Source organism: Butyrivibrio sp., assembly GCF_017433805.1.
Taxonomy (GTDB): Bacteria; Bacillota; Clostridia; order Lachnospirales; family Lachnospiraceae; genus Butyrivibrio.
Window position 1 is genome coordinate 33,424 of record NZ_JAFRGN010000046.1, and the last position, 20,446, is coordinate 53,869.

Consider the following 20,446-nt stretch of genomic DNA (forward strand, 5'->3'; position numbering starts at 1 on the left):
CTTTTCCTTTTTCCTGACTTTATACTAGATTAGAAAATATCGATATTCTTAACAAACTTAGCGTTTTTCTCGATGAACTCTCTTCTAGGTTCAACCTTATCGCCCATAAGAGTTGTAAATGTTACATCTATGTCTGATGAAGATTCTTCATCCATGTTAACACGCAGAAGTACACGTCTCTCAGGATCCATTGTTGTCTCCCAAAGCTGCTCAGGATCCATCTCTCCAAGACCCTTATAACGCTGGATTTTGTTGTTCTGATCACGACCTACATCTGTAAGGATCTTATCAAGCTCTTCGTCTGAGTATGCGTACCAAACCTTCTTGTTCTTCTCAAGCTTATAAAGTGGTGGCTGTGCAAGATATACATGTCCCTGTTTGATAAGCTCCGGCATGAATCTGTATAGGAAAGTGAGCATGAGAGTAGAGATATGAGCACCATCTACATCGGCATCGGTCATGATAATGATCTTGTCATATCTGAGTTTGCTGATATCAAAATCATCATGAATACCTGTACCAAAGGCGGTGATCATAGCCTTGATCTCGGCATTTCCATAGATTCTGTCTACTCTTGCCTTCTCTACGTTGAGGATCTTACCTCTAAGTGGAAGAATAGCCTGTGTAGCACGGCTTCTAGCTGTCTTAGCTGATCCACCGGCGGAATCTCCCTCAACGATGAAGATTTCACAATTCTTAGGATCTTTATCTGAACAGTCAGCAAGCTTACCAGGAAGTCCCATTCCATCAAGTGCTGATTTACGTCTTGTAAGGTCTCTTGCCTTTCTGGCAGCATCTCTTGCTCTCTGAGCAAGGATAGCCTTCTCAAGAATCTGCTTGGCAACATTAGGATTCTGCTCAAGGTAATATGTAAGCTGTTCGCCTACGATACCAGCAACAGCGCCTCTTGCCTCTGAGTTACCGAGCTTTTGCTTGGTCTGTCCTTCAAACTGAGGATCCTCGATCTTAACTGAGATGATAGCTGTAAGACCTTCTCTGATATCTTCACCAGTGAGGTTCTCTTCGTTATCTTTGAGCATCTTATTAGCTCTTGCATAGTCATTAAATGTCTTGGTAAGAGCAGCCTTAAAGCCCTCAAGGTGTGTACCACCTTCAGGAGTATTGATGTTATTAACGAATGTATAAATGCTCTCGTTGTAAGAATCGTTGTGCTGGAAAGAAACCTCAACCTGTACGTTGTTTCTGTTTCCTTCAAAGTACATGATTCCTTCGTAAAGAGCTGTCTTGCTCTTATTGAGATACTGAACGAATTCCTTGATTCCGCCTTCATAGTGGAATGTCTGCTGAACTGGATCCTCGCCTTCCTCAACACGCTTATCTGTAAGTGTGATCTTAAGTCCCTTTGTAAGGAACGCCATCTCACGAAGTCTCTGCTTGAGAATGTTGTATTCAAAGATTGTTGTCTCTCTGAATATCTCAGCATCAGGCTTGAAATAAACTCTTGTTCCAGTTACGTTATCAGGAGCTGTTCCAACTTCCTTAAGAGGGTAGCATACCTTACCTCTTTCGTATCTCTGCTGGTAAACCTTGCCACCTCTTGTAACCTGAACTTCAAGCCACTCAGAAAGAGCGTTAACTACTGAAGCACCAACGCCGTGAAGTCCGCCAGATACCTTGTATCCTCCACCGCCGAACTTACCACCTGCGTGAAGAATAGTAAATACAACTTCAACGCCTGTAAGTCCGGATTTGTGGTTAACATCAACAGGGATACCACGTCCATTATCCTGAACTACAATTGTATTGTCTTCATTGATTGTAACTTCGATGTGATCACAGAATCCTGCAAGCGCTTCGTCAACTGAGTTATCAACTATCTCGTAAACAAGATGGTGAAGACCTCTGCTGGCAGTAGTACCAATATACATACCAGGCCTTTTTCTAACAGCCTCAAGTCCTTCAAGAATCTGAATTTGATCGGCACCATAATTTACTGCTTCTTCGCTCATGTTATGCTCCATTTCTTTAATTCTCGCTACTTACTGTTCCCTCGGTAACCTTAAATAGCTTATCTATCTCAAATCTGTTATTAACAAATTCATCAAGTCCAGTACATGTGATAATTGTCTGTATATCACCGATAGTATTCAGCAGGTAATTCTGTCTGTTACTATCAAGCTCTGATAATACGTCATCTAGGAGTAATACTGGATTTTCTTTTTTAGCTCTTTTTACAATTTCTATCTCAGAAAGCTTGAGTGAGAGAGAAGCTGTTCTCTGCTGGCCCTGTGAGCCATACTTTCTGATGTCTATTCCTTCACCAAACTCATCGCTGTCAGCTTTTTTCTTCTGTACGATAAAAGAAAAATCGTCTTTATGAGGGCCAACTGTGGTCTGTTTGGCGTAAGTATCTTTTGTTCTTGTTGCTCTTAATTTCTTTTCAAATTCATCAGCACTTACATTTGGCTCATAGTAAACCGACAGGAGCTCTTTTTGTCCTGTTAATTTCTCATGAATAGGTCTTATTATTTCATTAAGATCTCTGATGAATTTTTCTCTAGTCTTGATAATGACGGATCCATACTCGCATAACTGCTTATCCTGTACATCTAAGAGAACATTATTCTCCGGATGCTCATACAAATCCTTAAGAACTTTGTTACGCTCTACAACAAGTTTGTTGTATTTAGAAAGACTATTAAGATATATCTGATCTAATTGGCACAGCTCCATATCCATGAATCTGCGCCTTTCAGAAGGACCATTTTTAATAATACTAAGATCTTCCGGAGAGAAAAAAACTACATTAAGCATTCCAATCAGATCAGATGCTCTCTTGATTTTCTGTCCATCTATAGCAATTCCCTTGGATTTGCTGCTACGAAGATGCATATCTACGCGGTATTCAGCATTATCCTTCTCCAGAATGGTTCTGATATGCGCTTCTTCCTTACCGAATCTTATTATCTCTTTATCCTTGCTACCTTTATGGGATTTGGTCGTAGCCGAAACAAATATTGCCTCAAGAATATTAGTCTTTCCCTGGGCATTATCACCATAAAGTATATTTGTACCACTGCTGAAATCAATTTTTACATTCTCGTAATTTCTGAAATCAGCTAGCTCTAATGACTTAATTATCATTTCTCAACTTTTACCTGTGTGCCATCGTATTCAAAAATGTCACCATCGTACAGTTTACGGCCACGTCTTTCCTCAACTTCTCCGTTAACCTTAACAAGTCCGGCCTGGATGTCATTCTTGGCATCCACACCAGAACCTTCAAGCCCAGCCTTCTTAAGAGCCTGGCCAAGCTTTATAAATTCATCGTTTTCACGTAATTTGATTGTTTCCATCTATAAATCCTTACTAAAAATCCTTGTTCCAAACTGATACTATCAGTCAACTGTTGTGAAGTTAACTGGAAGAACAAGATAAATGTATGTTGATTCCTTGTCTCTGATAAAGCATGGGGCCTTAGGGTTAACCATGTAAATATCAACAAGTTCATCATCAATAACTCTGAGTGCATCGATAAGGAACTTAGGATTGAAGCCAATCATAAGGTCTTTACCCTGCTTATCAATTTCAATTTCCTCATCCATGCTACCAATAGCAGAATTGATCTTAAGCTCGATCTTGCCATCTGTAACTGAGATGATTACAGGCTTTTTGTCGCCTTCTTTTACCAGAAGAGTAGCACGGTCGATACATTCAAGAAACTCTTTACGGTTGATGCTGATCTTAGTCTCATAATCACTTGAGAGCATCTGATCAATACTGAAGTACTCACCTTCAATAAGTCTTGATACAACTGTTGTCTTATCAAACTCAAAGAGAACGTGCTTGTCTGTGAAGTAGATGTTAACCATCTTCTCAATGCTATCGCCAAGTATCTTACTGATCTCACCAAGTGTCTTACCTGGAACGATAACTTTCTTGTATGGATAAATGCCATTTAACTTAACTTTTCTGATAGAGATTCTGTGTCCATCAAGAGATACAAGCTTTAAGTTCTCTCCATCAACTTCGAAGAGCTCACCAGCCATCATCTTGTTAGCATCATTCTCTGCTATTGAAAAGATAGTCTGCTGAATAACATTTCTAAGAGTGTACTGAGATACTGTTACACCATCAATTTTCTCAATTGATGGAAGATAGGTGAAGTCATCACCCTTTCTACCAATAAGATTGAACTTAGCTCTTTCACAACTAATAGTAACTTTATTACTGCTGTCAGATTCAATAGTTACATCATTGTCAGGGAGTTTACGAACTATATCTACGAAGATCTTAGCATCTAATGCGATATATCCTCTCTCTACGATGTTGCCTTCTACTACAGTCTGTATACCAAGCTCCATATCGTTGGCAATGAATTTAATGATTCCCTCTGTAGCATCTACTAAGATACATTCGAGAATGGACATTGTTGTTTTTGAAGGAACTGCCTTTGAAACAATCTGTAATCCACTTACGAGATTTGATTTAGAGCAAACGAATTTCATTTAACCACATACTCCCTTCACTGGCCAAAAAGTATAAAATAAATATTAATAAATAATAAAAGAATTAATAATAGCTGTTGATAAGTGTAAAACCTATTCTATTATACAATTTATGCGGCTTTTTTACAAATTTTTGGTTGTTGAAAACAAAAAATTTGATGTTGAAAATTAAAAAGTTATAAACAAGCCAAATTTTGACAAATGAGATATGAAAAAGGTAATCCACCTTAAATAACAATTAATCCCCTGACAATTCACAAGTTATCAAGATAGTTATCCACAAATGTGTATAACTTTTTATTTTTTGTGAATTACTTATTATAAAGAAGGATTAAGTTTCTTCATTATAATATCGAGATTCTTGTTGAGCTCTTCATCAAAAGTGATCTGCTTCTTAATCTTATTGATACCACTCATTACTGTAGTGTGATCTTTTTTGCCAAGAAGCTTACCGATTTCTTCTAAAGAAGCATCAGTATGTTCTCTGCAGAGGTACATGATGACCTGACGAGGAAGTACAATCTCTGAATTTCTCTTCTTGGAGAAGATATCCTCTTTCTTGGATCCATACTGTTCACAAACTGTATCAATGATAAGCTGAGGTGTGATAACCTTGGACTTATCTGGATAAATGATATCCTTGAGAGCTTCCATAGCATTCTCAAGAGTAATATCTACATTATTAAGTCTTGAGTAAGCGATGATCTTGTTGTAAGCTCCCTCAAGCTCTCTGATGTTTGATTTAATATTAGTAGCAATGTAATTGATTACTTCATCATCGATGTGCTTACCATAGTTCTCAGCATTCTTACGCAGAATTGCCATTCTGGTCTCATAGTCAGGAGATTGGATATCAGCGATAAGTCCCATCTCAAATCTTGATCTGAATCTCTCTTCAAGAGTTTCCATTTCCTTAGGTGGTTTATCAGATGAAAGAATAATCTGCTTACCAGCCTGGTGAAGCTCGTTGAAGGTATGGAAGAACTCTTCCTGAGTTGATTCTTTACCTATAATAAACTGAACGTCATCGACCATGAGAACATCTACAGTACGATATTTCTCACGCAGCTTGGACATACTCTCGGCTTTACCACTTCTGATTGATTCGATAACTTCATTAGTAAACTGCTCAGATGTTACATATAGAACTTTGGCATTATGTTTATGTTCCATAACAAAATGGCCAATTGAATGCATAAGGTGAGTTTTTCCAAGTCCAGGGCCTCCATAAAGGAAAAGAGGGTTGTATGAAATACCTGGAGCCTCAGCTACAGCAAGAGATGCTGAGTGAGCAAAGTTATTATTTCTACCTACTACAAATGTATCAAATCTATATTTAGGATTCAGATTAGAGTGATCCGCATTAGAATTGCCTAAATACTGGGATTGATCGTTAACTTCATTTTTTTCTTCATGTGTTTCTTCATTATTAATAATGTCTTTATTTAACATGAAATTAATCTCAATCATTTCTCCAAGAAATTCTGAGATTGAAACTTTGAAGAAATCTATATAGTTCTTACTAATATAAGAAAGAGCTACTGGGTTATCCTGTGGAATAAGGATCATGACAGTATTGCCCTGCACTCCATATACTGTAAGAGGATCAATCCAAGTTCTATAGGAAATATCTGTAATACCAGACTCAATTCTGATACTCTTCTTGATTTCTTCCCAATTTGATTTAAGTTTTTTTGTGATTTCTACTGATGATTGCATGAAAAACTCCCCAACTAGGCATAATTTTAGACTTTAACTATTTTATATTAATTGGGTTTAAATATCAAACCACAAGGACTCCATTGTGGTTATGTGGAAAACTTTTTTTTCGGAGTAAAAAAAGACAACCAGAAAAATTGTCTGTGGAAAAACCTCTCTTTTTCCACTTTAAACTATCTACCGTTATAAATCGCTTAAATACGGCATTTGCGATTAATTATCAACCTATTATATACAAGGTTATCCACAAAAATTTGGAAAAATGTGGATAAAATAGTTGGAAAAAAATTAATCAACATGTTATCCACAAAATCAACATTTTGCTGTGGATAATTTTTTAAAATACCACATATAGATTAAATTAATTTTAAAAATATTTTTAGATTTTTATAATGTTTTTTCGGGGAGTTTATGGCTTGACTGACGTGTTTTTATTTATTATAATTATAAAGATTTTTTCCACACAAGGATGCAATCATTAATCATTTGAATGGAACTTAATGTTGTATTTGGGTGATTACGTACTTTAAATTTGAGATCCATTTTAGTTTGTATAAGAAGGAGGTGTGTCCACTATGAAGATGACAATCCAGTCTCATAAGCTTCAGAGAGCCAGAGTACACGGCTTCAGAGCAAGAATGGCTACTAAGGGTGGCAGAAAAGTACTTGCTGCTAGAAGAGCAAAGGGAAGAAAGAGATTATCAGCATGATTTAAAGGCCGCAGTAACTGTGGCCTTTTTCTTCAATTAAAGGAAAATTAAAAATGCTTTTTTCAGAATCAATGAAAAAAACAAGTGATTTCCGCAATGTTTATGAGAATGGCAAGAGTTATGCTAACAAATTTATTGTGTTATATGTGTGGGAAAATGGCCGTTCAGACAATAAACTTGGGATATCATGTAGTAAAAAGATAGGGAACAGTATTGTAAGGCACAGATTTGCAAGACTTGTTCGAGAATCATACCGATTACAGGAAAATGTATTCAATAGTGGTTTGGATATAGTAATCGTAGCCAGAGCCTGTGCAAGAGATGCAAGCTTTTTTGATATTCAGGAATCTCTTTTAAGCCTGGCAGGGAAGGCCCGCATAAGGAAAAATGGCGGTGATCAATGAAAAAAATACTTATTTTTTTGATCAAATTTTATAGGAAGTATTTGTCTCCATTAAAGAGAACAAAATGTCCATATATTCCAACATGTTCGGAGTATGGACTAGAAGCAATAGAAAAGTACGGAGCTATTAAAGGGGGACTCTTAGCCGTGTGGAGGATTCTTAGATGTAATCCATTTTCCAGTGGCGGTTATGATCCAGTTCCGTAAGCTTTCAGAGGAGGTACAATTTGATAGGAGTTTTGTTAACCAAGGATACAGGTAAAATTGTAGGACCTGTTGCGTGGCTTCTTGGTCACATAATGAATGGTATTTTCAGCGTTCTTAACGCTATTGGAATACCTAATATAGGTCTTGCTATCATTATTTTCACTATTGTTATTTATCTGTTACTTCTTCCTTTAACTTACAAGCAGCAGAAATTCTCTAAGCTTCAGGCCAAGATGAGCCCAGAGCTTAAGGCTATCCAGGATAAGTACAAAGGCAAGAAAGATAACGATTCAATGCTTGCAATGCAGGCAGAAACAAAAGAGCTTTATGCAAAATATGGCGTTTCACAGACTGGTAGCTGCTTGCAGCTTATCATTCAGATGCCTATTCTGTTTGCTCTTTACAGAGTTATCAATAATATTCCAGCTTACGTTACTATAGTAAGAAATGCTTTCTATCCTCTTGTTGAGGAACTTCGTAATACAGAAGGCGCAGCTGAGTTTTTCCAGACACTTAAGAGTGCTACTACATTTACAAGTAAGTTTACAGCAGAGGAATTTACTTCAGGTAACGTAGAGTTTATTGAGAATACATATATCGATATTCTTAATAAGACATCAACATCTGATTGGGCTAATATTTCAGAGCATTTTACAAATCTTTCATCTTCAATTGATAAGACACACACTGCTCTTAATACTTTCAACTCATTCCTTGGACTTAATATCGCTGATAGCCCAATGTACATGATTCAGACTGCATTTGCCAACAGACAGTTCCTTTTACTTGTTGGTGGTGTATTAGTTCCTGCTCTTGCAGCATTTACTCAGTGGGTTAACACTAAGTTGATGCCACAGAACACAGATCCTAATGCTAAGATTGATCCTAACGATCCAGCAGCTCAGATGCAGCAGTCTATGAAGACTATGAACATCATGATGCCTATTATGTCAGCATTCTTCTGTTTAAGTCTTCCAGCAGGTATGGGTGTTTACTGGATTGCCGGTGCTGTTGTCAGATCTATTCAGCAGATTGTTATCAACAGACACATTGATAAGACAGATATCGATGCAGAGATTGCCAAGAATACAGAGAAGTACAAGAAGAAAATGGAGAAGATGAAGTCATCTCCTCAGATGAACATGTACGCTAACATGTCCACAAGAAATATTTCTTCTGTTGCCAAGAAAGAGGCAGTAGCATCTGTAGATGTAGAGAAGAAGGTAGCCAAGTCTAGAGAGGTATACGAGAAGAATAATATTCGTAAGGATTCTCTTTTAGCTAAGGCAAATATGGTTAAAGACTATAACGAAAACTATACAAAAGAATGATAGGGGAGATTGTAATGGACTTTAAGGAATTTACAGCTAAGAATGTAGATGATGCTATTACTGAAGCTTGCGAACAGCTTATGGTTACAAGTGATAGATTAGAGTATGAAGTAGTTTCTAATGGTTCAGCAGGATTTCTTGGAATCAATGCTAAGCCTGCTGTGATCAAGGCTAGAATTAAGGAAGATAAGCCTGAGGTTAAGGAAGAAGCACCTAAGGCTGCTGAAGTTAAGACAGAGAGCCCTAAGGCAGAAGCTAAAAAGGAAGCTCCTAAGGCTGAGGTTAAGAACACTAATCCAGTTGATGGCGATGTATTTGTTAAGAAGGCTAATGATTTTCTTAAAGATGTCTTTGGTGCAATGAACATGGAAGTTAACGTAAATACTAAGTTCAATGCAGAAGACAACATTCTTGATGTAGAGCTTAGTGGCGCTGAGATGGGTGTACTCATCGGTAAGAGAGGACAGACACTTGATTCTCTTCAGTATCTTATCTCACTTGTAGTTAACAAAGAGTCTTCTGATTACATTCATGTTAAGGTAGACACTGAGAACTACAGAGAGAGAAGAAAAGCTACTCTTGAGAATCTTGCTAAGAATATTTCTTATAAGGTTAGAAAGACAAGACAGTCAGTTGCTCTTGAGCCTATGAATCCTTATGAGAGAAGAATTATTCACTCAGCACTTCAGAATGACAGATATGTTACAACTCACAGTGAAGGTGACGAACCATTCAGACGCGTAGTAGTAACACTCAAGAAATAATGTAATTTATGATCTTACAAAGGTGAGCATTTAAAATGCTTGTTTTCGTCTGCGTCGTAATTCATTAAGATTTTAAAACAAGAATCTGCTTCCTTTCAGCGTTGTTCAAGACAGTCAGCAGATTCTTGTTTTTTTGTGTGATATATTATAGTTAGTGGAAAACTTTTTTGTTAACAGGTAAAGCATGGTATGGCGAATTTATTGAATAGGTTAAATTCAGATACAATTTGTGCGATAGCTACTGCGATGAGTGATGCTGGTATTGGTATCATCAGAGTTAGTGGTCCTAGAGCTGTGGAGATTTGTGATAAGGTTTATGTTTCTGCTGGTAAGAAACATAATCTTTTAGAACATAAACCAAATACCATTACTTATGGATATATTGTTGATGAATCTCTTCAGGAAGAAAATCAGATTGTTGATGAAGTTATGATTTCTTTCATGAAAGCGCCTCATAGTTACACTAGGGAAGATGTTATAGAAATTAACTCTCATGGTGGAATGCTGGTTATGAATCAGATACTTGAGCTACTTCTTAAGTCTGGTTGCCGACTTGCTGAACCTGGTGAGTTTACCAAGAGAGCTTTTCTTAATGGTAGAATTGATCTGACTAAAGCCGAAGCTATCATGGATGTAATCAGTGCTCAGAATAACTTTGCACTTGAGGCATCAAGAAACCAGCTTCAGGGTAAGATTTATAGTAAGATCAAAGCTCTTCGAGAGATAATTATTTATCAGATGGCTTTTATAGAATCTGCATTGGATGATCCTGAGAACTATGACCTTACAGGTTTTTCCGATAAGCTTGATGGAATTATAGCAGGGGTTATAGATGAAATTGGACACATGATTTCTACTGCTGATGAGGGTAAGATTAGAAAAGATGGTATTAAGACAGTAATTGTTGGTAAACCTAATGCCGGAAAGTCTTCTCTTCTCAACACTTTGACGGGTGATGATCGTGCAATAGTCACTGATATTGCTGGTACAACAAGAGATATTATAGAAGAGACAGTAAGACTTGGAGATATAGTTCTCCATCTTATAGATACTGCAGGTATCAGAAACACCGATGACATCATAGAAAAGATTGGTGTGGATAAAGCAAAATCAATGGTTCAGGAAGCTGAACTTGTTCTTTATATCCTGGATTCTACATCTGAGATTGATGATGAAGACGGTGATATTATTGATCTTTGCATGAATAAGAAGACGATAGTTCTTTTAAATAAGGACGATCTGAGTGATGAAATTAAAATAACAGAAGATATCGTTCGTATGCGTTTTTCAGATGCTTCAAATGATAATTTACCTATTATCAAGACTTCAATGCTTAAAGGAAATGGTATTGATGATCTGAAAAAAGCTGTATCTGATCTGTTCTTAAATGGAGAGATTGTTCCAAAGCAGGAACTTTACATAACTAATCTCAGACACAAAGCTCTTTTACAAAATGCTTACGATAGTTTGAAGCTTGTAAGAGATAGTATCAGTAAAGATTTGTCTGAAGATTTTTATACTGTAGATTTAAATGATGCCTATGCAAGTTTAGGTGAAATTATAGGTGAGGAAGTTGGAGATGATCTTGTTGAAGAAATCTTCTCCAAGTTCTGTATGGGTAAGTGATTTATGATAGATGTTAGAGAAAAATATGATGTTGCTGTAATAGGTGCTGGTCACGCTGGTTGTGAAGCTGCTCTTGCTTGTGCCAGACTTGGACTTGAGACAATTATATTTACAATGAGTGCTGACAATATTGCATTCATGCCATGTAATCCACATATTGGTGGATCTTCCAAGGGACATCTTGTTCGTGAGATTGATGCTCTTGGTGGACAGATGGGAAAAGCAATAGATAAAACATTCCTTCAGTCCAAGATGCTCAATACATCTAAGGGACCAGCTGTTCATTCTCTTAGATGCCAGGCTGATAAGATGGAATATTCCAAGGAGATGAAAAGAGTTCTCGAATCTCAGGAGCATCTTTCTATTAAGCAGGCAGAAGTATCTGAAATTTTAGTTGAAGATTATAAGGTTGAATCAGAGGAAGAAGAGTACACCAAGAAGATTGTTGGTGTAAAGATTTTCTCTGGAATCACATATGATGTTAAGGCTGTTATTCTTTGTACCGGTACATACTTAAAGAGTAGATGTCTTACTGGAGAAGCTATTACTTATAGCGGACCAAATGGTCTACTACCTTCTAACCTGTTATCTCAGTCACTTATCGATGCAGGTATTGAACTTCGCAGATTTAAAACTGGAACTCCGGCCAGAATGGATGGTAACACAATTGATTACTCCAAGATGTCTGAGCAATTTGGAGATTCTCCAGTTATTCCATTTTCTTTTGATACAGATCCTGCTGATGTGCAGAGACCTCAGGTTTCATGCTGGTTGACATACACCAATGAAAAAACACACGAAATAATACGAAAAAACATAGATAGATCACCGATATATGCTGGCATTATCGAAGGTATTGGCCCTAGGTACTGTCCATCTATTGAGGATAAGGTTGTTAAGTTCCCAGATCATGAGAGACATCAGGTATTTGTTGAGCCAGAAGGAACTTACACAAACGAGATGTATATTGATGGTATGTCATCTTCACTTCCAGAAGATGTTCAGATTGCAATGTACAGAACAGTTCCTGGACTTGAGAATTGTAAGATTGTTAAGAGTGCTTATGCTATTGAGTATGATTGCCTTTGTCCTGGTCAGCTTCAGCCAACTCTTGAGATCAAAAATATACATGGTCTCTTTAGTGCTGGTCAGTTCAATGGTAGTAGTGGATATGAAGAAGCTGCTGCTCAGGGACTTTATGCTGGAATTAATGCAGCGATGCAGATTCAGGGTAAGCCATATCTTTCTATAGATAGATCTGAAGGATATATTGGTGTACTTGTTGATGACCTTGTTACAAAAGAAAATCTTGAACCATATAGAATGATGACTTCAAGAGCAGAGTACAGATTACTACTCAGACAGGACAACGCTGATATCAGACTTCGTAAAAAAGGTTATGAAGCTGGACTTATCAGTGAGGAAAAATACAACAAGTTAGTTACTAAGATAGATGAGATCAATCATGAGGTAGAAAGACTTAAGACTACAACTGTTGGTGCGAATGCAGCTATTCAGAAATTCATGGAAGAGAATGGAAGTTCAACTCTTAAGACAGCAACATCTCTTGCGGAACTGATTTGTAGACCAGAGTTTTCATATGAAACATTAGCTCCTATTGATCCAGAGAGACCAACTCTTTCAAAAGATATTATCGAACAGGTTGAGATAACTATTAGATATGAAGGATATATCAATAGACAGGAAAGACAGGTTGAACAGTTTAAGAAACTTGAGAAGAAACTTATTCCTGCTGATATTGATTACAATGATGTATCAAGTCTTAGATTGGAAGCAAGACAAAAGCTCGAGAAATTCAGACCAACAAATATTGGACAGGCTTCACGTATTGGTGGAGTAAATCCAGCTGATGTATCAGTACTATTAATTTACCTTGATTCTATGTATAGAGGAAAAAATGATGAGAAGTAAGTATGCAAATATGTTAGAAGATCTGAAATCTTTTAATGTAGAACTTAGTGATAAACAGCTCGAACAATTTAATACTTATTTCGAATTACTAGTTAAGTGGAATGAAGTAATGAACCTTACTGCTATAACAGAATTTGAAGATGTTTGTAAGCTTCATTTTGTTGATAGTATTTCAGCTAGTCCATATTTTGATTTTGCTGCAAAGGATTATTCACTTATTGATATTGGAACTGGAGCTGGATTTCCAGGTATTCCTCTTAAGATAGTTTTTCCTAATCTTCATGTAACACTTTTTGATTCTCTGAACAAACGACTTAAGTTCCTTAATGAAGTAATAGATGAACTTGGTCTTAATGAAGAAGGTTCTATAGTTACTCTTCATGGAAGAGCAGAGGATTATGCTTCCGCTAAAAAAGATTCTCTTAGAGAAACTTTTGATATTGCTGTATCCAGAGCAGTAGCTAATATGTCTACGCTTAGTGAATACTGTTTACCATATGTTAAAGTCGGTGGTCACTTTATTGCTTACAAGAGCGAAAAAGCTTCCGATGAATTACAGAAAGCTAAGGGAGCCATTCATCTTCTTGGTGGTAAGCTAATTAGTACTAATGAATTTATGTTACCTGATACAGATATCAGTAGAACAATATGTATTGTTAATAAGGTAGAACCTACCTCAAAAAAGTATCCTCGTAAAGCCGGAGTTCCATCAAAAGAACCTCTATAATATATCTTGTGGTGATAACTTTTTATCGGTGTGAATGTTTCATGTGAAACATTAAATTCACCTTACTAAAAATTGTTTCACATGAAACATTGGAATACTAAATATAGTATTGTTTCATGTGAAACATTAATTTTGCCACAAAATTGTCCAAGAAAGACAGATAATAGTCAGCACAACATATAGTTTTCTAGAAGAAAAATTAAAAAGAAACTCAAAAACTTGGTGTTTAGTTTTAGTTTTGTGCTAAAATCATATTAGTGTTTAATGATGTGGAGGAGAAATGGGTAGAGTAATAGCGATAGCAAACCAAAAAGGAGGAGTCGGTAAAACAACGACTTCTATTAATTTGTCTGCAGCTCTGGCAGAAAAAGGAAAGAGAGTATTAGTTATCGATACAGATCCACAGGGTAATACAACTAGTGGACTTGGTCTTGATAAGAATGAGCTTGATAATACTATCTATGAATTGATGATCGGAGAATGTGATGTCAAGGAAGCAATTCAGGATGAAGTATTCGATAAGCTGGATATCATTCCATCAAATGTAAATCTTGCTGCTGTTGAAATAGAACTTATCGATGCAGAGCAGAAGGAATACATCTTAAGGGAAGCAATCAAGAGTGTAAAAGATGATTATGATTTTATTATTATTGATTGTCCTCCATCACTTAGTATGCTGACAGTTAATGCAATGACAACTGCCAACACAGTACTTGTTCCTATTCAGTGTGAGTATTATGCATTGGAAGGACTTAGTCAGTTGGTACATACTGTCAACCTCGTTAAAGATAGACTCAATCCAGAATTAGAAATGGAAGGCGTGGTATTTACCATGTTTGATTCCAGAACAAATCTTTCACTTCAGGTTGTTGAGAACGTTAAGGAACACATTCAGGAAAATGTCTATAAGACAATTATTCCTAGAAATATCAGATTGGCAGAGGCACCAAGTTATGGTCTGCCAATAAATATTTATGAACCCAAGTCAGCCGGAGCAGAGGCATACAGACTCCTGGCAGATGAAGTAATAGATAGAGAATTCTAAATATATATGTTGGGATAATAGTTGGAGGAGATAATGGCAACAAAGAATGCAAAAAGAGGTCTTGGTAAAGGCCTTGATTCAATAATACCTGCGAAGGTTAGTTCTTCTAAAGAGAGTAAGATAGAAGAAAAGCATATCGAAGGTCAGGTAGAAAAGGTAAATATCACAAAGGTTGAGCCTAACAGAAATCAGCCAAGAAAAACTTTTGATGAAGATAAGCTTATAGAGCTTGCAGATTCCATCAAGCAGTTTGGAATCATCAATCCTCTTATTGTAAAAGACAGAGGTGACCACTTTGAAATCGTTGGTGGTGAGAGAAGATGGAGAGCAGCCAAGAAGGCTGGACTCAAGGAAGTACCAGTAATCATTAAGGATCTTTCTGAACAGGAAATCGCTGAGGTAGCTCTTATCGATAATATTCAGAGAGAAGACATTAACCCTATTGAAGAAGCACTTGCTTATAAGAAACTCATTGATGAGTTTGGATATACTCAGGATGTTGTAGCTGATAAGGTATCTAAGAGCCGAGTAACAATTACTAACTCACTTCGTCTTTTGAAGCTCTGTGAGAAAGTAAGACAGATGGTTATTGATGGTCAGTTATCAACAGGTCATGCAAGAGCACTTATTCCTGTAGAGGATGCTACTGAGCAGTATGAACTTGCCCAGAAAGTATTTGATGAGAAGCTTAGTGTTCGAGAGACCGAGAAGCTTGTCAAGAATCTTGGTAAGACAACACCTAAGAAGACTAAAGCAAAAAACCAGGAGAGCATCGATGCAGTTTATGGAAGTCTTTCTGAAAAGTGCAAACAGGCTCTTGGAACAAAGGTTGATATCACATCTAAGGGTGATGGCGTAGGTCTTATTCAGATCGAGTTCTACAACAATGATGATCTTGAGAAGATTATCGACAGAATCTGTAAAGAAAACTAAATAATATCGTTGGGGAGCAAATATGAATAGCAACATTTTTAGTGCAATGGGCATGTCAGGACTTGATCCTGCAATCTTATTTTTTGTAATGCTTTTTCTTTTAATTCTTGCATTCGTATTTATAATTGTTCAGGGGAGCAAGCTTAAGAAACTCGAGCGTAAGTATTCCAAATTTATGCAGGGCAAAGAGGCAGAGTCTCTTGAGGATGAAATTATAGGTCTGTTTCATGACAACAGAATGATCCGAAGCGAGAACGAGAAGAATAGAAAAGATATCATCGACATAAATAGAAGACTTAACAATTCTTTCCAGAAGGTTGGTCTTGAAAAATATGATGCATTTAGTCAGGGTGGTGGTAAACTAAGTTTTGCATTATGTATGCTTGACGAGAAGGATAACGGATTCCTTTTAAATTCAGTTCACAACTCAGACGGAATGAATTATTCTTATTCTAAAGAGATTAATGCTGGAGTTGCAGATGTCGAACTCAGTAAAGATGAGAGAAGAGCATTGGACAAGGCATTAGAAAGTACAAACAGATAATAAGATAACATATGATATTTAATTAAAATGCTAATTTAGGATATCAAAGTAGTTTGATATCTGGAAATAAATAATTACTTGGAGGAGATCAAGATGATCGACATTAAATTTTTACGTGAGAATCCAGATGTTGTAAGAGAGAACATCAAAAAGAAATACCAGGATGAGAAGCTTCCTCTTGTAGATGAAGTTATCAAGTTGGATGAGCAGAGAAGATTAAACCAGCAGGAAGCTGATGAAATTAGAGCTCATAAGAATAAGATTTCAAAAGAAATCGGTGGCCTTATGGCACAGGGCAAAAAAGATGAGGCTATGGCACTCAAGGATGAAGTAGCTAAGGAAGCTAAGAGACTTGAGGAGCTTGAGGAGAATCAGAAGACGCTTGATGAAGAAGTTACAAACAAGATGATGATCATTCCTCAGATCATCGACGAGTCAGTACCTATCGGTAAGGATGATTCACAGAACGTAGAGATCGAGAAGTTCGGTGAGCCAGTTGTTCCTGATTTCGAGATTCCTTATCACACAGATATTATGGAGAGCTTTGATGGTATCGACCTTGATGCAGCTAGAAGAGTTGCAGGTAACGGTTTCTACTACCTCATGGGTGATATCGCAAGACTTCATTCTGCAGTTATTTCTTACGCTAGAGATTTCATGATCGACAGAGGCTTCACATACTGCGTACCTCCTTTCATGATCCACGGCAACGTAGTTGCAGGTGTTATGAGCTTCCCAGAAATGGAAGCTATGATGTACAAGATTGAGGGAGAGGATCTTTACCTCATCGGTACAAGTGAGCATTCAATGATCGGTAAGTTCATTGATCAGATCGTTCCAGAAGAAGAGATGCCTAAGGCTCTTACAAGCTATTCACCTTGCTTCAGAAAAGAGAAAGGTGCTCATGGTATTGAGGAGAGAGGTGTTTACAGAATTCACCAGTTCGAGAAGCAGGAGATGGTTGTTATCTGTAAGCCTGAAGATTCTAAGACATGGTATGACAAGCTCTGGAAGAACACAGTAGATCTTTTCAGATCAATGGATATTCCTGTACGTACTCTTGAGTGCTGCTCAGGAGATCTTGCAGATCTTAAGTGTAAGTCATGCGACGTTGAAGCTTGGTCACCAAGACAGAAGAAGTACTTCGAAGTTGGTAGCTGCTCTAACCTTGGAGATGCTCAGGCTAGACGTCTTAAGATCAGAATTAAGGGTAAGGATGGCAACTACCTTGCTCACACACTTAACAACACAGTTGTTGCTCCACCAAGAATGCTTATAGCATTCCTTGAGAACAACCTTCAGGCTGATGGAAGCGTTCGTATTCCAGAAGTTCTCCGTCCTTACATGGGTGGAAAAGAAGTTCTTGTTCCAAAGAAGAAGGCTTGATTTAGTGAGGTAAAATCCTAGTGCATAAATTCTTACGTTGCGTAGGTTTTTCAAAAATTAAAGACAGAAAAGAACTGACGGCACTTATCACTGCCTGTATTCAGGATGCTACGAGACGAAGCTACGTTTCAACCAAAGATGATGGAATGGTAGCAGAATTTGCCAGAGATTTTGCTGATGATATAGGACTAGCTGTTTGCGGGGAATTTGATGAGGAAGATAAATTCATCTACGAATATTATTATCCTTATCTGATTCCATCCCAGGTTAGTACTGAGGAAGACCTCAATGTTGAGAGACACGCAGCTACAATTTCCTACGAGGGAGTTTGTAACGAACCGAGGGTTGGTGTAACACTCATTTTCTATCTTCTCAATATGATTCCATATATGAAGTATGAGAATGAGAACAAGTTCCCAATCAGAGGAACAACACTCAGTCTTTCAGCTCTTTCTACAAAGGGACAGATTCTGATGCCCATTGCCAAGACGGAAGAGGAAAAAGAGGTAGCTCGTAAGAAAAACAATTATCGTAATAAACTCATAAATAACGCCAGAAAAGGAGACGACACAGCAATCGAGTCTCTGACACTGGATGATATGGACTTATATACATCAATTTCCAAAAAAATCAGGAAGCAGGATGTGTATAGTCTTGTAGATTCATACTTTATGCCTTTTGGCGTAGAGTGTGACCATTATTCAATTCTTGGAGAAATAACTGCGACCAGAAAAGTTACTAATAGATTTACTGGCGAGAATGTCTTTATCATGAGAATCAATTGCAATGACCTGGAGTTTGATCTGGGTATAAATGAAATTGATCTTCTTGGTGAACCAGCTGTCGGCAGGAGATTTAAGGGTAATATCTGGATGCAGGGATTTATAAACTATCCAGATGCGAAGAGAAAATAAGATAGTCAAATAAGGAGGGATATTATGGCAACACCACACAATAGTGCAGAAAAAGGCGATTTCGCAAAGACCGTCCTGATGCCAGGAGATCCATTAAGAGCAAAATTCATCGCAGAGAATTTCCTTACAGATGTTAAGTGCGTTAACGAAGTAAGAGGAATGCTCGGATTCACAGGTAAATATGAGGGAAAAGAAGTGTCTGTTATGGGACACGGAATGGGAATTCCTTCAATCGGTATTTATACATACGAGCTTTTCAATTTCTATGATGTAGACAACATCATCAGAGTTGGCTCAGCAGGCGGTATGCAGGACGATGTTAATGTAATGGACATCATCTTTGCTATGGGCGCACACACAGATTCTAACTATGGATTCCAGTTTGGACTTCCAGGAACCTTCTGCCCAACAGCAACTTACGATATTCTTGAGAAGGCTGTTAACATCGCTAAGGATAAGGGCGTAAGATACCACGTTGGTAACGTTCTTGCTTCTGATGCTTTCTACAAGAAGAACTGCGACGAGGCTGATCGTTATAGAAACCTCGGAACACTTGCAGTTGAGATGGAGACAGTAGCTCTTTACATGAACGCTGCTGAGGCCAAGAAGAACGCGCTTACAATCCTCACAGTATCTGATCACCTCTACAAGTCAGAGGAACTCTCTGCAGCAGAGCGTCAGACAAGCTTCACAGACATGATGGAGATTGCGCTCAAGACAGCAATTCAGCTTTAATCTTAGAGAAAACTAAGAAAGGATCTCATCAGGAAAAAGAATTTTCTTTTTCCTGGTGAGTTATTTATTATATGAGACTCATTTTTGTAAGGCACGGAGAGCCAAACTACGCCGACGATTGTCTCACAGACAACGGAATAGTTCAGGCTAAAGCGACAGCTAAGAGACTTGAAAAAGAAAATATAAAGAAAATCTACTCATCCCCAATGGGAAGAGCAGTTAAGACTGCCTCTTTTACAGCAGAAGATCATGACCTAGATGTTACAACTCTTGATTTCATGCATGAAATCGACTGGGGAGATAAGAGAGAAATCTCAAATGATGATTCTGACATTATCCCATTTGATGGCCATCCATGGACTCTTGGATATAAGCTTCTTACTGAGAATCAGGAATACATCGGTGGTAACAATTGGGAGCAGCATCCATATTTCAAGAACAATAGATGCATGAACTCTTTTGATAAGATTTCAGTAGGTATAGACGAGATTCTGTCTGGATACGGACTTAAGCGCCACAACGGATATTATCTATGCGAAGAAGAGAATCAGGATACCATAGCTCTTTTTGCTCACGGTGGATCAGGTGCAGTAATGTTCTCGCACGTATTAAACATTCCATTTCCAGTTGCACTTACCATGCTTCCTTATGGTGTTTGCTCAGTATCTGTGCTTGCTTTTGATGGATGCGAAGGAGATATGGTCATTCCAAGATTTGAGATTTTCAATGATATGCGCCATCTTGAGAACATAGCAAAAGAGAAGATGAATTTTGATAAGTAATAATCAGCAAGAACGGAGCTTACTTGATTAGAGTAAGCTCTTGTGCTAATATACTATTTGTCATGTTTCCGTAGCTCAGCAGGAGAGAGCGTTCGCCTCCTAAGCGAAAGGTCGTGCGTTCGAATCGCATCGGGAACACTGTAAGGAAGCACATTTGTAGTGCTTCCTATTTTTTATTTTCACCCAAAAGGTGGGTGACACTGGGTGACAATTTTCTCA

20 protein-coding genes and 1 tRNA gene are annotated in these 20,446 nt (G+C 37.6%); 16 read left to right on the forward strand and 5 right to left on the reverse strand.

The window, feature by feature from the left end; all coding sequences use genetic code 11:
* Nucleotides 1-29: 29 nt before the first annotated feature.
* The 5 genes from gyrB to dnaA all read right to left on the reverse strand — a co-directional run bounded on the left by gyrB (nucleotide 30) and on the right by dnaA (nucleotide 6,188).
* Complete coding sequence (gene gyrB / locus IJI01_RS11600; protein WP_292190426.1) at nucleotides 30-1,970, reverse strand: DNA topoisomerase (ATP-hydrolyzing) subunit B; 1,941 nt, start codon at nucleotides 1,968-1,970, stop codon at nucleotides 30-32.
* A gap of 16 nt (nucleotides 1,971-1,986) precedes the next feature.
* Nucleotides 1,987-3,105: a DNA replication/repair protein RecF gene (gene recF, locus IJI01_RS11605; RefSeq protein ID WP_292190429.1), complete on the reverse strand. Its 1,119-nt coding sequence runs from the start codon at nucleotides 3,103-3,105 to the stop codon at nucleotides 1,987-1,989.
* On the reverse strand, nucleotides 3,102-3,317 hold the full coding sequence (locus IJI01_RS11610; RefSeq protein WP_292190431.1) for an RNA-binding S4 domain-containing protein: 216 nt from the start codon (nucleotides 3,315-3,317) through the stop codon (nucleotides 3,102-3,104). The genes recF and IJI01_RS11610 overlap by 4 nt, the downstream gene beginning before the upstream one ends.
* A gap of 42 nt (nucleotides 3,318-3,359) precedes the next feature.
* Entirely contained in the window at nucleotides 3,360-4,469 is a 1,110-nt protein-coding gene (gene dnaN / locus IJI01_RS11615) for a DNA polymerase III subunit beta (protein ID WP_292190434.1), read from the reverse strand.
* 318 nt (nucleotides 4,470-4,787) lie between these two features.
* Nucleotides 4,788-6,188 carry a chromosomal replication initiator protein DnaA gene (gene dnaA, locus IJI01_RS11620; RefSeq protein WP_292190437.1) on the reverse strand — a complete coding sequence of 467 codons (1,401 nt, stop codon included), beginning with the start codon at nucleotides 6,186-6,188 and terminating at the stop codon, nucleotides 4,788-4,790.
* Between the two features lie 575 nt (nucleotides 6,189-6,763).
* Here dnaA and rpmH point away from each other — a divergent pair.
* The 16 genes from rpmH (at nucleotide 6,764) to IJI01_RS11700 (ending at nucleotide 20,365) form a co-directional block, all read left to right on the forward strand.
* Entirely contained in the window at nucleotides 6,764-6,898 is a 135-nt protein-coding gene (gene rpmH, locus IJI01_RS11625; RefSeq protein ID WP_292190439.1) for a 50S ribosomal protein L34, read from the forward strand.
* Nucleotides 6,899-6,951: 53 nt separating this feature from the next.
* Nucleotides 6,952-7,302 carry a ribonuclease P protein component gene (gene rnpA, locus IJI01_RS11630; protein ID WP_292190448.1) on the forward strand — a complete coding sequence of 117 codons (351 nt, stop codon included), beginning with the start codon at nucleotides 6,952-6,954 and terminating at the stop codon, nucleotides 7,300-7,302.
* Nucleotides 7,299-7,508, forward strand: a complete 210-nt coding sequence (gene yidD, locus IJI01_RS11635; protein ID WP_026489267.1) for a membrane protein insertion efficiency factor YidD — start codon at nucleotides 7,299-7,301, stop codon at nucleotides 7,506-7,508. The genes rnpA and yidD overlap by 4 nt, the downstream gene beginning before the upstream one ends.
* Nucleotides 7,509-7,528: 20 nt before the next feature.
* Entirely contained in the window at nucleotides 7,529-8,839 is a 1,311-nt protein-coding gene (locus IJI01_RS11640) for a YidC/Oxa1 family membrane protein insertase (RefSeq protein ID WP_292190453.1), read from the forward strand.
* Nucleotides 8,840-8,853: 14 nt separating this feature from the next.
* Nucleotides 8,854-9,603, forward strand: a complete 750-nt coding sequence (gene jag / locus IJI01_RS11645; RefSeq protein WP_292190455.1) for an RNA-binding cell elongation regulator Jag/EloR — start codon at nucleotides 8,854-8,856, stop codon at nucleotides 9,601-9,603.
* Nucleotides 9,604-9,792: 189 nt separating this feature from the next.
* Nucleotides 9,793-11,229 carry a tRNA uridine-5-carboxymethylaminomethyl(34) synthesis GTPase MnmE gene (gene mnmE / locus IJI01_RS11650; protein ID WP_292190457.1) on the forward strand — a complete coding sequence of 479 codons (1,437 nt, stop codon included), beginning with the start codon at nucleotides 9,793-9,795 and terminating at the stop codon, nucleotides 11,227-11,229.
* Nucleotides 11,230-11,232: 3 nt separating this feature from the next.
* Nucleotides 11,233-13,161 (forward strand): tRNA uridine-5-carboxymethylaminomethyl(34) synthesis enzyme MnmG, encoded by a 1,929-nt coding sequence (gene mnmG / locus IJI01_RS11655; protein WP_292190461.1) that lies wholly within the window; start codon nucleotides 11,233-11,235, stop codon nucleotides 13,159-13,161.
* The gene (gene rsmG, locus IJI01_RS11660; RefSeq protein WP_292190537.1) at nucleotides 13,151-13,888 is read left to right on the forward strand and encodes a 16S rRNA (guanine(527)-N(7))-methyltransferase RsmG; all 738 of its coding nucleotides are present in this window, start codon (nucleotides 13,151-13,153) and stop codon (nucleotides 13,886-13,888) included. The genes mnmG and rsmG overlap by 11 nt, the downstream gene beginning before the upstream one ends.
* Nucleotides 13,889-14,168: 280 nt before the next feature.
* The gene (locus IJI01_RS11665; protein WP_292190463.1) at nucleotides 14,169-14,933 is read left to right on the forward strand and encodes a ParA family protein; all 765 of its coding nucleotides are present in this window, start codon (nucleotides 14,169-14,171) and stop codon (nucleotides 14,931-14,933) included.
* A 33-nt stretch (nucleotides 14,934-14,966) separates the two neighbouring features.
* Nucleotides 14,967-15,866 (forward strand): ParB/RepB/Spo0J family partition protein, encoded by a 900-nt coding sequence (locus tag IJI01_RS11670; RefSeq protein ID WP_292190465.1) that lies wholly within the window; start codon nucleotides 14,967-14,969, stop codon nucleotides 15,864-15,866.
* A 22-nt stretch (nucleotides 15,867-15,888) separates the two neighbouring features.
* Nucleotides 15,889-16,410 carry a DUF4446 family protein gene (locus tag IJI01_RS11675; protein WP_292190467.1) on the forward strand — a complete coding sequence of 174 codons (522 nt, stop codon included), beginning with the start codon at nucleotides 15,889-15,891 and terminating at the stop codon, nucleotides 16,408-16,410.
* Nucleotides 16,411-16,503: 93 nt separating this feature from the next.
* Entirely contained in the window at nucleotides 16,504-17,796 is a 1,293-nt protein-coding gene (gene serS, locus IJI01_RS11680) for a serine--tRNA ligase (RefSeq protein ID WP_292190470.1), read from the forward strand.
* 20 nt (nucleotides 17,797-17,816) lie between these two features.
* On the forward strand, nucleotides 17,817-18,710 hold the full coding sequence (locus IJI01_RS11685) for a DUF3881 family protein (protein ID WP_292190473.1): 894 nt from the start codon (nucleotides 17,817-17,819) through the stop codon (nucleotides 18,708-18,710).
* Between the two features lie 24 nt (nucleotides 18,711-18,734).
* Complete coding sequence (gene deoD / locus IJI01_RS11690) at nucleotides 18,735-19,445, forward strand: purine-nucleoside phosphorylase (RefSeq protein WP_292190476.1); 711 nt, start codon at nucleotides 18,735-18,737, stop codon at nucleotides 19,443-19,445.
* Between the two features lie 71 nt (nucleotides 19,446-19,516).
* Nucleotides 19,517-20,227, forward strand: coding sequence for a histidine phosphatase family protein (locus tag IJI01_RS11695; RefSeq protein ID WP_292190479.1), 711 nt, complete (start codon nucleotides 19,517-19,519; stop codon nucleotides 20,225-20,227).
* Between the two features lie 64 nt (nucleotides 20,228-20,291).
* Nucleotides 20,292-20,365, forward strand: a tRNA-Arg gene (locus IJI01_RS11700).
* Nucleotides 20,366-20,446 lie beyond the last annotated feature (81 nt).